Origin of the sequence: Colwellia asteriadis, from assembly GCF_039523295.1 — a bacterium.
Lineage (GTDB): Bacteria > Pseudomonadota > Gammaproteobacteria > Enterobacterales > Alteromonadaceae > Colwellia > Colwellia asteriadis.
Genome location: NZ_BAAAFA010000009.1, coordinates 205460 through 219861, shown reverse-complemented (window position 1 = coordinate 219861; position 14402 = coordinate 205460). Strand labels below are relative to the sequence as shown.

Below are 14402 nucleotides of genomic sequence, written 5' to 3'. Positions count from 1 at the left end.
ACGCTACTAATATCCGGTAATAGAGCTTCCCTCCCCTTGCTGGCAAGCTACCCCAAAAAACACTCTTTCCCCAGTAAAATCGCTAAATAATACTATTTCACTGCTAATTAATTTATCATAGCGCCATTGAACAGTTGTCCTTCCTATAAAGCATGAATATAAGTGAAAGCGAGCGTGATGCGCTCTACAAAGTGATATTCTCTCGTCGTGATGTTAGAAGTGAATTTTTACCAACCCCCATTCCAAACGATGTACTTTCTAACCTTTTAAAAGCGGCACACCACGCGCCAAGTGTTGGCTTTATGCAGCCGTGGGACTTTATTGTAGTCGATAATGAACAAACAAAAGTAGCCATTAAAGCAGGATTTACTCAAGCTAATGAGCAAGCAGAATCTCTGTTTTCAGCCGACAAGCGCTCACAATATAAAAAACTAAAACTTGAAGGTATTATTGAAGCGCCATTAGGTATTTGTGTTACTTGCGATAAAAGCAGAAACGGCCCAGTGGTATTAGGTCGTACTGTCAAAGCAGAAATGGATTTATACAGTGCAGTTTGCGCCATACAAAATATGTGGTTAGCCGCTCGAGCCGAAAACTTAGGTTTAGGTTGGGTTAGCATTATTGAAGATGCTGTATTACGCGATGTGCTAGGGATTCCTGAGCATATTGATATTATCGCTTATCTTTGTATCGGCTATGTCTCTGAATTTAAAAATAAACCAGAGTTAGAAGAAAAAGGCTGGTTACCTCGTATGGATATTAATGATGTGATTCATTTCAACCGTTGGTCAAAAACTTAACATTAATGAACTTACTCAGTCTTATAGGTTGTATTTATGATTGAAATAATAATACTGGCTCTTGCCTTAAGTATGGATGCTTTCGCTGTTGCTATAGGTTTAGGCTCAAAACATGATAAAAAAACAAAATCATTAGCACTCATGGTTGCACTTTACTTTGGCCTATTCCAAGGTGTTATGCCTTTAATTGGCTATGTAGGGAGTAAAGGGCTCTTAGGTTGGGTGGCCTCATATTCCCATTGGCTTGCTTTTGCTTTGCTACTACTTATTGGCATAAAGATGATTTATGAATCCTTAAGTGAGGGCATAGAAGAAAGTATTGCCAAAATAAGTCACAAGGTAATTTTAGTGTTGGCGATAGCAACCAGTATTGATGCAATGGCCGCAGGGTTCACCTTAACCTTACTAGATGTTAACCCCTTTATAGCCTGTTTTATTATTGGCATTACTACATTGTTTTTCAGTTGGATAGGTGTGTTTATTGGCGCAAGAAGTGGTACTTGGCTTGAAAGTAAAGCCGAACTACTTGGTGGAATTATCTTAGTTTTAATTGGCTTTAACATATTATTGTTCTAATATTTTAGATGAGATAAGCATGAAGAACGCGCAAGTAAATGGAGCTTTATTACTTAGTGTTACGCTTAAAGGGCCCTCCTTAAAGTAAGTATTAAAAAAACCATGCTTTTCATCCTCGCCAACTTAAACAAAAGGAGCATTTGTTATGGCTAACAATACGACTGTAAAAGATAAAAGTGGCTATGTATTTATTGCTAGCGGCATTATATTTGGTGTCGCCGCCTTTATTAGCGCTGAACTTGCTTTTTATGCTATTGGGGTAATGTTTATTATTTTAGGTTTAGTTAACTTACATAATAATAAGCATATTAATGAGTAAGACAACATTAAATAATACCCAATAAAATTGACCCGCCCTAGTATGGGTTGGTAGTAATTGAATAAAAAAAAGCGCCTTACGGCGCTTTTTCAAATTTATCAGTCACAAAGCGATAGCCACTAAGCATATCGCTTTGCTAATTCAGTGTTATTAACCGCCATGAATAATACGTTGGTCAATTAAGTTTTCAACAACACTTGGGTCTGCCAATGTTGAAGTATCACCTAAAGTATCAACGTCATTTTCAGCAATTTTACGTAAAATACGACGCATTATCTTACCTGAACGTGTTTTAGGTAAACCCGGTGCCCACTGAATGTAATCAGGCTTAGCAAAACGTCCTAATTCTTTAGCAACAAATTCTTTAAGCTCAGTGTTAAGCTCATCAGACTCTATAGCATTACCCATTAAGGTAACATAGCAGTATACGCCTTGACCTTTAATTTCATGAGGGTAACCAACAACTGCCGCTTCAGCTACAGCAGGATGAAGCACTAAAGCACTTTCAATTTCAGCTGTACCTAATCTGTGACCTGATACGTTTAATACGTCATCAACACGACCTGTAATCCAGTAAAAACCATCTTCATCACGCTTAGCGCCATCACCGGTAAAGTAGTTACCCGGGTATTGACCTAAATACGTTTGGTAGAAACGGTTATGATCGCCATAAACGGTACGTAATTGACCCGGCCAGCTTGCCGTCATCACTAATAAACCTTGGTTTTCACCTTCAAGGGTATTACCGTCTTTATCAAATAAAGCAGGTTGAACACCAAAGAAAGGTTTACCAGCACAACCTGGTTTCATATCAACCGCGCCTGGTAATGAGGTAATTAAAATACCGCCGGTCTCTGTTTGCCACCAAGTATCAACAATTGGACAGTTACGCTTACCAACAACTTCGTAATACCAGTTCCACGCTTCAGGATTAATTGGCTCGCCTACTGAGCCTAATAAACGTAACGACGATAAATCAGACTGGTTAACTAATTCGTCACCAACGCTCATTAATGCACGAATGGCTGTTGGCGCTGTATAAAATACGTTAACTTTATGCTTTTCACATACTTGCCAAAAACGACCTGCATCAGGATATGTTGGAACACCTTCAAATACTAGCGTAGTGGCACCGTTTGCTAACGGGCCGTAGAAAATATATGAGTGACCTGTGATCCAGCCAGCATCGGCTGTACACCAGTAAATTTCACCTGGCTTGTAATCAAAGACATATTTATGTGTCATTGCCGCATAAAGAATGTAACCACCACAAGTATGTACAACACCTTTTGGCGTACCCGTTGAACCCGAGGTATAAAGAATGAATAATGGATCTTCTGCATCCATCACTTCAGGCTCACAAATCGCAGATTGCTTAGCTACCGCTTCTTCATAATTAATATCAGTTTTTTCATTCCAAGCAACATCGCCACCCGTACGAGCAACCACAATAACTGAATGTACATTTGGACAATCAGCAACCGCAGCATCAACATTTGCTTTTAATGGAATGCGCTTACCACCACGTAAACTTTCATCGGCAGTAATAACCACTTTACAGTCGGCGTCAAGGACACGGGCTTTAATTGATTCTGTAGAAAAACCACCAAATACTACAGAGTGAATTGCACCAATACGTGCACACGCTAACATCGCGTAGCCTACTTCTGGGATCATTGGCATGTAAATACATACGCGGTCACCTTTTTTAACGCCGCGCTCTTTTAATAAGTTAGCAAAACGACAAACATGATCATGTAGCTCTTGATAAGTAACTTTAAGGTCTTCAGTTGGATCGTCACCTTCAAAAATAATCGCAGTATCGTTTGCTTTTGTCGCTAAATGACGATCAATACAGTTATAACTTACGTTTAATTTTGCGCCTGAGAACCAGTTAATTTCAGAATTTTTTAAATCAACCTTACTAACGCTATCCCATGGTTGGTACCAATCGATAAACTCTTTAGCTTGCTCACCCCAAAAAACATCAGGTTGCTCAATAGATTGCTTATACATTGCATCGTAAGTAGCCGCGTCAATATGAGTATGCGCTTTAGCTTTTTCTGACACTGGATAACGAGATTGTAATTCTTTCATTATTTCTTCCTTCGGACTTAACTTGAGGTTATTAACTTGAAGTATTAGTTTATTTTTATAAGTTTAATTATTTTTAATATTAGTTTTTCTATATGGCTTGTTAGCAATTTTATCTGTGCTACAAAATTTTATCTGTGCTACAAAAAGTACATTTAATAAAAATATTAAACACTTTTATCGCGATAAAACACTTACCACAAACGATAAAGAGTACGTTTTCATTATTTGATAGCCAACATGCTAGAATTTTTATGACGCTTTTTATATACGCCTTTAGTCTTAATTTACGTTTTTACTCTATTAAATAAGAAATAAACAATAAATTAGTCTTACTAACCCATAACCATAACACTGAAAAATAATACTGACAACGCTGTCATCTAAACAATAACAGCTTCTGCTATAGTTGAATGTAACAACATATGACCCAGCAAGGAATTAAAAGCTTAGCTCAATGTTAAATACCATCGAACGACCAAAAATAGCACGCGTATAAAAATTAGCATTATCGCTATAAGCAATACCATCACGAGGGTTACCTTCAGTGATCCCAACCGTATTGGTGATGTTTTTAGCCAGTAATGCAAGCTTAATGTTATCGGTTAATGCTGTACTAATACCTAAATCAACTACAGTGTAAGCAGGTAAAGCAAAACGGTTGGCAATATCTGAATAGCGCTTACCTATATAAGCTAAGGTCATAAACACTTCGCTATTATCGAATTGGTAACTTGGCATTAATCGCAACTGTAATTCAGGTGTTCGTGTTATTTGGTTACCGTTATAAGTACTTTCTTTCAGTGCATTTGGAATGCCACTAAAAATAGCTTTTTGCCAAACACCTAAGCCAGAAAGATGAAAGCGATCAGTGAGGTTTATATCAAACTCAAACTCAACGCCTCGGGTATTAGTGTCAATAAACAAGCTTTCTTGATTGTCGTATAGCCCTCGAAAAACCGTAAAAGCTAGCGGATTAAACCGTGTTTCAAAAAGGGTTGCGGTCATACGCCAATTATTATCAGCCATACGCAAACCACCTTCGGCAAAATTCAAGGTAACTGGTTCGCCAAAACCCACTTCAGCTGGAATACTATCTAAGTAATCGCCCCAACCTATTTCATTGCCAAAGGTGATTAACTTAGGCATTTCAAAGCCACTAGCAAAATGAAAAAATAGTGCTGACTGTTTTGTTAATTGATAATTACCACCAACACTCCATGCCAGCTCAGTAAAGCTCTCCTTTTTAGTAAAAGTGTAGTCACTCTTATAAACAGCTTGAAATTGACTATCATCAAGGTCGTATATTTTATCAGTACTGGCACTCGACTGTAGTGATAGGTGCTCTAATCGTATTCCTAAATCAACAATGAGCTTATCTAGCGGTTGCCATTCAATATTCCCATATAAAGAGTGAGACAACACCCTACCGTCACCATCTAAATAACCAGGCCCAGCATAAGAGGTAAAGCCATTTTCACTGTAAGTTTCGATAATTTGACTTTCTTGATCAAGCGCAACAATATCTAAACGCTTAGGTTGATGTTTAACTTCAGTTAATATTTCACCTTGCCACTTGTCTAGCGGTAAACTATCAAAACTATTTAACGCTAAAATGTGGCCAAAACTTAAGCGCCAATGTTCTAATTCAATATCAGCATTAAGGTGGTTAAGCCATTGTTGCTGCTGATAATGTGAATACAAAGGATAAGCAAAAGTGACTAAACCATTACCGTTGAGGTGTTCGGGAGCGTTAACAATACTCTGATCATGACTATAACTATAAGCCGCTTTAATGATTTTATTGGGGTGTTCTGCTTGAGTTTTATTAATAAAATTTTGCACAAATGGGCTGTTAAGTTGCTCTGTGGCATTAAGAATGGTGTCATTACCTAAGTTCATCATTGCATACATAGTATTAGCCATATCAGCCACACTAAACTTATTATTGAGGTGAACAATATCGCTAATATCCCACTGTAAATTCATATCAAATCGTGTCATTTTCGTTTTTTGGCCATCATCAATATCTCTTACGACGATACCCTCAGGAGTTTTAAAGTGCAGCTGATTAAAATCACTACTTAACAATGTCCCATAGTTAGCATTAATACCCGAAATTGCCTGAGGCTCTTCAGCATTAGTCATCGCTATGGGAGGGAAAAAGGTCGTTGTATCGTTTAAATGTTTCAGTGAAAAATTCGCTTCCCCCTGTGTAAAGCGTTTGGTTAGGTTAAGTGTTACTTGTCCGCCCTTATCTGCAATATAACCCGGCGATCTAACCCCATCATTAAAGCGATAAAAGCCACCAAGCGCGTAATACCAGTTGTCAGTAATAGCGCCACTTGATAATGCGTCTATACGGGTAAAGTCATGATCAACACCTTGGCTGAATCGCCATTGATTTTTGCTAACATCAGAGCCCTTCTCACTAATAAAGTTAACCACGGCGGCAGGACCATTGACCGTTAAAATAGCACTATTACCACCTCTAATTGTTTCGACTCCAGCCGTCATAAGGTCTTGTCGTAGGAAAAAATCTGGCCAAACACCATCATAGACAACAGGTAAACCATCCATCATTAAACTGATAAAACGGAAACCTTCCCCACCTCTTAGCCCTCGAGGAGCAACATTATTATTGGTTTCACCGCCTGAGCCTTCAACCCAAAACCCAGGGACTTGTTGTAAAATTTCAGCCGTACTCTCACGTGATAATTTGGCTAATTTATCACGATTTAAATAAGTAACAGAGGTAGATGACGCCAAAATACTCCGATGCTGACTACCTTGCGCCGTAATTAAAATGTGCTCCCAAGCATCATTTTCAAGTATTTGCTCGCCATGAGTACTTAACGCATCATTAGGTTGTAGTACCGCAGCTTTCAAGCTAATTAAAATTACCTGCTCGTCAAATAACAACTGATATTCAAAACCACTATCGGTTAACAAAGTGGTTAAAATATCACTTAACGGAGCGGTTAAGGTTAGCGGAGTTAACGATGCCTTAGATGACACTGAACGCATAACTAATTGCATATTAGTTTGCTGAGCGAGCTGTAATAGTGCTTGCTCGAGTTGTCCACCTAAAAAAACAAATGTAAATATCTCCGTGGCGTTAATAACATCCCGCTTAGCTTTTTTTACATTAAGTTGAGCTAACTCAGCTTTAACCGGATCGACGCTAGCTTGTTCAGCCAAGACAGAAAAACCAGAAAGTAGCAGACATACAAAAGCACCATTAAGAACAAAACGTTTAATGGTGCTTATCCAGGTGAGAAAACGTGGAGACCTGTTTTTAATCATATTACCTAAAACAAATAAGCATCGTTTGATGCTTTATCTTTGTTGTTTTTATTATTTTGTTTTTAGTTTTTTACTTTTTACTTTATATTATTTTATCTACAGTATTCTGCGCTCTGCAATATGTAAGCTATAAAATGGCTCTTTTAAGAGAGAATGCTATTTATTCGTTTACCGTTATTGCTCCTTACTTGCTCTAATAACCACCGTATTACCATAGCGCTCAACTTCAACAGGGAAAATATAAGGTAAGGCAATTAACCAATCGTCAACTTTATCGTAAATAATGCTGCCGGTATAACCCATATCAGCCACCGCTTGGTCGGCAATATGAATATTTAAATTCGAGTAACGCTTTAAGTCAAAAATTACATTAGCTAAATTAGTATCAACATAGCTACTACGCCCCTGTTGCCAAGCCATTTCGTCGCTTAGCATCATAGTTAACGCGGCACTTATCTCTCCGCTTTCTTTAACCTGCACAGTTTCTCCGGCATTAAGCTCAACGCTGTTATCAATAAGTCGAGGACTTTCATCTGCACTTTGTTCTACATAGCGTTGCGATTTAACTTTAACAATCCCTTCAAGTACCGCAACAGCAAGTAACGTTTTAGACTCTTTTACATTAAAAATGGTACCAATAGCCTGCACGGTTCTCCCATTATTGTGCACAATAAACGGGCGGTTTTTATCTTTAGCAACGGTAAATAATGCCTCGCCTTGATGTAAATAAATATTACGCTCATGCTCGGTAAAACTAACCGTAAGGTGTGTTTTTGCTGCTAAATAAATAACAGTGCCATCGGCAGTAGTTATCGTTTTATGTTCTGCAACATCGGTAAGCCACTCGTTATTAGCCAGCTTAAGGTTTTGTTGCTCATCACTTTGTTGCTGCGCAATAAGTGATTGCGTAGAGATGTTTCCTGTAGAAATAACTAACAATGACACCATCAATAAGGCCGTGCTAAATGCAGCATAATATTGAACTTTTTTTATTGTAAAGGCGCCAAATAATTGATGTGCACTTTGTTGTAGCTTTGCGATCAAGCTCTGCTTCTCAGGTAACATAGCCAGATCTTCAGCGAAGTCATCAATTGCTAATGCATCAGCAATTTCCCACATATGCTGTGCTTTTTCAAAAGCACTTTGATGCTGCGGATTATTTTGTAACCATTGTTCAAAAGCTTGACGCTGTTGTGTGCTTGGCTCATTTTCAAGCGTCAGTAACCACAGTGAGGCTTGCTCATTAATGTGCTCGATTGAGTCTTTATCTTTTAGCGCTTGCTCGGAAATATCAGTGTTTTTCATAGTTTACTCTAGCCATAATGACTACTTTTTTGTCCATTAAATTACAAGTCAGATTGAAGTTCATCAAAACAATGTCGTACCGCACGTAGCACATATTTTCTTACCATACTTTCAGATATATTCATCTGGGTAGCAATTTCGGTATAACTTAAACCTTTAATTTTATATAAGATAAAGGCTTGTCGACATTTTAACGGCAGTGATTTTATCGACAATGTCATTTTTTCTAATAGCTGTAACGACTCATTTTTTCGCTCAGGCGAGGTAACATCGTTATAAAACAGCTCTTGCTCAATGCCTTCATCTTCTGGGCTACGGGCATTATGGCGCATCTTATCAATCGCTAAATTAAAAGCTATGCGATATAAATATGCCTGAATGTAATTGCTAATGTCTTTATTATCGAGCCCTAATAGACGAACAAATGCTTCTTGAACAACTTCTTCAGCCTCACGCTTACCGAGTCCTTTAGCCATCACTCTTTGCATTAAATTTTGGTGGTGATTTTGATATAGCGCTTTAACCTCAGCAACGCGTTGCTCGCTACTTGAGAGCGTATCAAACGACAGTTCGTCAAAGCTTTTCATTGCTTCATTCATCATAATCCCTAATGTAACTCATTAAACCTACCTTGTTTTCAAGCCTCTTACTTATATAACGATTGAGACGGCTACTTTGGGAATTTTAAAGTAACTTAAATTTTTAAGCGCATGTTTTTAGATACACCTTGCACTATGCTCTTATACCGTGCAGCTAACAATTAACCTAAGCTTTAACCTTGTACGATGCGAAAAAAGGGTTTCGCATCGTACAAGCTAGAGTATTAAATATACCAGTTAATAAACGACTATTTCATCAATATATAAAGGTAATTCAGGTATTTGTGGATCAGCAGAGTTTTTACGGTTTTGCGCAACAACGCGTAAATAACGATAATTTACTGGCCTAAATTTCATATTAAGTACAGGATGATTTAAGGCGGCGTCAGCTTCGGTCAATAATGCCAGTGACTGCCACTGCTGGGCATCATTTGAGCCAAAAATTTCAACACGTTTCGGCGGATGAAGCTGTCTATGTTTACCAGTATCAACTCCCATAACGACTTGGCTAATTTTAGTCTCTTCAACAAAATCTATCGTGGCATCTAAGTCTTCATCATAAAAAACGGCAAAGTCTTCAACATTATAATATTGATCGTAGGCCATTACGCCATCGAGAATTCGCTCACGCCCAGAACGCGGTTCATGCACAAAACTAATTTTTTTCCCTAACGCTTTATGGGGAGCTACCGTAAGTTGAGTATTACCAAAATACTGACCACCTTGTGGTGCTTGAGTAACAACTTGATAGGTTGTTGGCATATTCACTGTTATTGCCTTTTGGTATGGTTGCCATTGCGTTAATGGCTGTTCTGAAGCTTTTTCAGAAAACTGCTCAGCAAAAATGGGGAGATAAGTACGATAAAATATATGTTGCGAGCTTATCTCACTTTGCATGCTTACGCTCAATAAAGCAGCGTTACTGGACTGCGCACCTTGCTTAATAATATTCGCTGTGGCTGTGGCATTAAAGGCGCTATAGCTTGGGTTCAATCCCATATATTGGTAACGTGTTAGCAGCGCTTTAATGCCGCCGCTATAACGTTGCCAGTTTTTCTGCTCGGGCTTACTCCACATCACCTCAGCTAGTGCACTTAAACGAGGAAAAAGCATATATTCAGCATGACGCGCGGTTTTTACATACTCAGTCCATAAAGCTCCTTGTACACCTAAAATATGCTTAGCGCTGTCTTTGGGTAAATCCGCAGGTACAGGCTCATAGTCGTAAACCATTTTCAATGGTAAAAAGCCGTGAATCGCTTTAGGCTCGTCAACAGAACGAGATTGATAAGCATCTAAATAGGTAAACTGATAAGGGCTCATAATGGCATCGTGATCTTTTTTACTGGCACTAATACCACCTTGCGTACCGCGCCACGACATAATTACCGCATCCTTAGCAATACCTCCTTCCATAATTTCATCCCAGCCAATTAAGGTTTTATTAAGCTGGCTAATAATAGCGCTGACCCGTTTAATAAAATAACTTTGCACTTCTTCTGGGCTATTTAAATTTTGCTCTTGCATTAACTGTTGAACAAAGTAACTTTCAAGCCACTGCTTTTTAATCACCTCATCGCCACCAATATGAATGTATTTAGAGGGGAACAACGCCGCCACTTCTTGATAAATTTTAGTCAGCATGGCAAATGTTGCTTCTGTTGGGCAAAGTACATTTTCAAAAATACCGAAACGCTCTACCACTTGAACCGCTTGTTGATGGCATGAATATTGTGGATAAGCCGCCAGTAATGCTGAGGTATGCCCTGGTACATCAATTTCTGGAATAACTTCTACATGGCGAGCTTTAGCGTAAGCCACTACATCTTTAATTTGCGCTTGTGTATAAAAGCCACTGTGCGCTTTATTGTCAAATAACGATTGATAATCGTAGGTATGCCCAACGACGGTTTGCTTTCGATATGCCCCTGTACGAGTTAACTCAGGCATGCTGTTAATTTCAATGCGCCAGCCCTGATCATCGGTTAAATGCCATTGAAAAACATTCATCTTATGAAAGGCCAACCAATCAATATAGCGTTTTACAAACCCAACATTAAAAAAGTGGCGACTTACATCTAAATGCATCCCCCGGTGATTAAAGCGCGGTGAATCATTAATTTCTACGCCGTTAATTAGCCAATGGCTTTTATTAATCGGCATTCTCGTTTCTATTTCTGCGGGCAGTAACTGTCTTAATGTTTGCACGCCATAAAATAGTCCAACCTCACTATTAGCACGCAAAAATATTTTTTTGTCGGTGACTTTAAGGTAATAACTCTCGGTTTTATCTCTTGATTTTATAAGAGAGAATTCAATAACATTACTGTTATCTCCGTTATTGTCTCTTACTTCATTAGTATTTTTTTGAGCACTTATGTCGATAAGCTCGGGTACGTACCCAGTAGCAGGTTGAATAAAGTCACTAAAATAATGCGCTACGGTGCTAGCTTCTTCACTGTTATAAGTGAAGCGAGTATTTTGGTTAAATTTGAAATGCTGTTCGCGCCAAATAACGGTTTGTGGTTGAGGAAACAACCGTTGTTGCTGGTGTTGTGGTAACTCCTGTTGGAATACTTCACTCGCTTGTTTGGCGGCACTAGGAAAGGTCACTCCTAAAGATATAGAAACCGCTAATACTAGGTGAGTTAAACAATTAATTGTTGGTAAAATCTTCACTCTCGCTATCCTTAAAAATAAAAAACCCGCACATGATTTAGGGAGAGTGCGGGGGCAAATAAAGGGTGAAGCATTAACATAACGCGCGTTAATACTTCACAATGCCATAAACGTGTGTTCGGGTGGCTCTAAATTATTTAAAAATCAAAGGTTAGTGAAGCATTAAACGTACGCCCTAGTATTGGGCGAGCATAGTAATAATCAAAACCTGCCTGTTGGTCGTTTATCGCTCTTGGGTTACCTTCTGTTAAGCCTATTTCATTTGATAAATTAGTGCCTTTAAGGTGCAAGCTTAGCCCTTCTGTAAACTGATAAATAACCCCAGCGTCAATCGTAGTATAAGCGGGTAATTCAAACTCATTTTGCCCGTCAGAGAAACGTTCACCTAAATGATGAACGGTTAAGTAAACATTACCGTTATCAAAATGGTAGGTAGGGGTTAAACGTAGTTGTACTTTAGGGGTACGCTTAACTTGATTACCTTCCCAGTGACTAAAGTCGCCATCAAAGCCTTCCATTTCAGGGTTTTGTAGCACACCAGTCAGCTCAAATGATAAATCATCAGTCGGCTGCCAAATCGCTTCAAACTCTACACCCGTTGTAATGGCATCAACCGTTTGGTTAGACACTTCACCATTACTGCCAGTAAAGTTACGCTCAGTTAAGTCTTCAAAGTTAGTATTAAATAGCGTTACAGATGTTCCTAAAGTATCACCTGAGTAACGTACACCTATTTCACCAAACGTTAAGTGTACGGTGTCATTAAAGTCGGCATCTGCTCCTGAATGAATACCTTGACCATGGCTTAATAAACGTGGCATTTCAAATGCGTCCGCATAACGACCAAACATCGCAATATCTTCATTGAAGGTATAATTAAAACCTATAGTCCATGCCGTTTCGGTAACATCTGTTTTTTTATTGTAAAAAACATCTGATGGCATATCGGTATAGTTATTGGCCATGATGTTATCGGTATCATTGCCATTGGCATCAAAAGCGCCATCAACTTCTTGCGCAAATAATGTTCCCGATGCGGTACTATCTAGCGTTAGCCTTTCAATACGTATACCACCATCAAGTCGCAAATTATCAGTCGCTTGAAACTCTTCATTGATAAATAATGAATGTGAGCTTGTTGTACCGTAGGCTGTTGCTTGCCCCCAACCTGGCGCATAACCCGTTGAGCCTTGGTCTGTTAATTGCCCAACGACTTCATTTTGACTATTTAAAGCAACAATATCTAAACGGCGAGCATTATCTCTTACTTCGGTTAAATACTGTGATTCCCATTTATCAACGGGTAAGTCATCAGCATCTACACCAGCGTATAGCCAGCCAAAGGTTAAGCTGTGTTGCTCATTTTCGTAGGTAAAGCTTAATTTACTCACCAATTGCTCAGCTTCATAACGAGAATAAAGTGGGTAGCTTGTGGTCACTAAACCATTACCATTTAAGGTACTTGGATTTTGTAATAACTCTCCTGAGTTAACAAATCGATAAGCGGCATTGACCGCACCTTGATCGGCAAAATGCGCCAGCATAGTGTGAACATCATCGGCTTGTAGGCGAGTATTCGCATCAACGAGCGTCGAGTTGTCAAAATTTAATAAAATATACATGTCGTTTTCAAATTTTGAATAACGCGCTTTTGCATTCATGAACCAGTAATCAGATAAATCCCAATCAAAATCAAAGCCAACACTGCTCATTTTAGTGTGCTGACCATCTTCTAAATCACGGGTTAAATAACTACCATCTTGTTTTAAGTAACCGAGCTTTTGTTGATCTTTGCCCAACAAAGTCCCCGATTGAGGATCAACCCCAGGAATACCTTGTGGGTCGCTTTGATTCTGCAACGGAATAGGAACATAAAAAGTAGTATGGTCATCAAGATATTTAGCTGATATGGTTAATTGACCATCATCAAAGTCGCGTACTAAATTCGCACGAATTTGACCGCCATTATCCGCGGTAAACTCCGTATCACGAACCCCGTCTGATTGACGATAAAAGCCACCTAACGACATTTTCCAGTTTTCACTAATTGGCGCACCATAAAAACCATCAAAGCGCATCATGCCATAATCGGCATAAGAAAGTTTTACCGTTCCCTCGGCTTCATCAGTGGGTTTACGCGTAATAAAGTTAACTAATGCTGCTGGGCCATTGGTTGTTAATAAACCACTGGTGCCGCCTCGTACTGCTTCCATACGGTCAATGGTAACATCTTGTCGTTGGTAAAAATCAACCCAAACACCATCATAAACCACCGGTAAACCGTCTTCTTCAACGCCAATATAACGAAAGCCTTCACCGCCACGTAAACCACGTGGAGCAACATTGTTATTAGTTTCTCCGCCTGAGTCCTCAACCCAAAAACCGGGCACAGACTCTAATAAGTCAGCAGTCCCTAAAGGCATTTCACGTGCCATTTGCTCGGCATTAAGTGAGGTAACAGAAACTGACGACTCTAAAATAGTTTGACCTCGCCCCGCACTACCAGTCACCACAATACGTTCTAAATCGACTAACGACTCTTTTTTCTGTGACGGTTTATCCTCGGCTTGTTCAGCAAAAGAGTGTGGTGCAATAAATAATGCGGTCATTACAGCGCAATACAGTGCAGACTTTTTTATTTGGTGTTTTTGAATACTCATCATGTCCCTCATAACACTCTTGATAGAGCGTACTTTCATTGAATGGGCTTTAATCGCACTATCT

Annotated in this window: 9 protein-coding genes; 3 read left to right on the top strand and 6 right to left on the bottom strand. The window is 39.1% G+C overall.

What is annotated here, in order from left to right; all coding sequences use genetic code 11:
- Positions 1-152 precede the first annotated feature (152 nt).
- The 3 genes from bluB to ABD005_RS13985 all read left to right on the top strand — a co-directional run bounded on the left by bluB (position 153) and on the right by ABD005_RS13985 (position 1695).
- Positions 153-800 carry a 5,6-dimethylbenzimidazole synthase gene (gene bluB / locus ABD005_RS13995; protein ID WP_343818178.1) on the top strand — a complete coding sequence of 216 codons (648 nt, stop codon included), beginning with the start codon at positions 153-155 and terminating at the stop codon, positions 798-800.
- 36 nt (positions 801-836) lie between these two features.
- Positions 837-1376 (top strand): manganese efflux pump MntP, encoded by a 540-nt coding sequence (locus ABD005_RS13990; protein ID WP_343818176.1) that lies wholly within the window; start codon positions 837-839, stop codon positions 1374-1376.
- Positions 1377-1521: 145 nt separating this feature from the next.
- Positions 1522-1695 carry a hypothetical protein gene (locus ABD005_RS13985; protein WP_343818174.1) on the top strand — a complete coding sequence of 58 codons (174 nt, stop codon included), beginning with the start codon at positions 1522-1524 and terminating at the stop codon, positions 1693-1695.
- A gap of 150 nt (positions 1696-1845) precedes the next feature.
- Here ABD005_RS13985 and acs read toward each other — a convergent pair whose 3' ends face one another.
- From acs to ABD005_RS13955, 6 genes are all read right to left on the bottom strand, one after another.
- A complete protein-coding gene (gene acs, locus ABD005_RS13980; protein ID WP_343818173.1) occupies positions 1846-3792 on the bottom strand; it encodes an acetate--CoA ligase in 1947 nt (648 codons plus the stop codon).
- A gap of 438 nt (positions 3793-4230) precedes the next feature.
- Positions 4231-7095: a TonB-dependent receptor gene (locus tag ABD005_RS13975; RefSeq protein ID WP_343818171.1), complete on the bottom strand. Its 2865-nt coding sequence runs from the start codon at positions 7093-7095 to the stop codon at positions 4231-4233.
- Positions 7096-7269: 174 nt separating this feature from the next.
- A complete protein-coding gene (locus ABD005_RS13970; RefSeq protein ID WP_343818169.1) occupies positions 7270-8400 on the bottom strand; it encodes a FecR family protein in 1131 nt (376 codons plus the stop codon).
- 41 nt (positions 8401-8441) lie between these two features.
- Positions 8442-9002: an RNA polymerase sigma factor gene (locus tag ABD005_RS13965; RefSeq protein WP_343818168.1), complete on the bottom strand. Its 561-nt coding sequence runs from the start codon at positions 9000-9002 to the stop codon at positions 8442-8444.
- 234 nt (positions 9003-9236) lie between these two features.
- A complete protein-coding gene (locus tag ABD005_RS13960) occupies positions 9237-11678 on the bottom strand; it encodes a glycoside hydrolase family 20 protein (protein ID WP_343818167.1) in 2442 nt (813 codons plus the stop codon).
- A 137-nt stretch (positions 11679-11815) separates the two neighbouring features.
- Entirely contained in the window at positions 11816-14338 is a 2523-nt protein-coding gene (locus ABD005_RS13955) for a TonB-dependent receptor (RefSeq protein ID WP_425544905.1), read from the bottom strand.
- Between the last annotated feature and the right edge of the window lie 64 nt (positions 14339-14402).

What these genes read in the sequence shown, in the direction of transcription:
- acs (WP_343818173.1), bottom strand. Translation starts at nt 3,792, where the DNA reads ATGAAAGAATTACAATCTCGTTATCCAGTGTCAGAAAAAGCTAAAGCG.
- ABD005_RS13955 (WP_425544905.1), bottom strand. Translation starts at nt 14,338, where the DNA reads ATGAGTATTCAAAAACACCAAATAAAAAAGTCTGCACTGTATTGCGCT.
- ABD005_RS13985 (WP_343818174.1), top strand. Translation starts at nt 1,522, where the DNA reads ATGGCTAACAATACGACTGTAAAAGATAAAAGTGGCTATGTATTTATT.
- ABD005_RS13975 (WP_343818171.1), bottom strand. Translation starts at nt 7,095, where the DNA reads ATGATTAAAAACAGGTCTCCACGTTTTCTCACCTGGATAAGCACCATT.
- ABD005_RS13965 (WP_343818168.1), bottom strand. Translation starts at nt 9,002, where the DNA reads ATGATGAATGAAGCAATGAAAAGCTTTGACGAACTGTCGTTTGATACG.
- ABD005_RS13970 (WP_343818169.1), bottom strand. Translation starts at nt 8,400, where the DNA reads ATGAAAAACACTGATATTTCCGAGCAAGCGCTAAAAGATAAAGACTCA.
- bluB (WP_343818178.1), top strand. Translation starts at nt 153, where the DNA reads ATGAATATAAGTGAAAGCGAGCGTGATGCGCTCTACAAAGTGATATTC.
- ABD005_RS13990 (WP_343818176.1), top strand. Translation starts at nt 837, where the DNA reads ATGATTGAAATAATAATACTGGCTCTTGCCTTAAGTATGGATGCTTTC.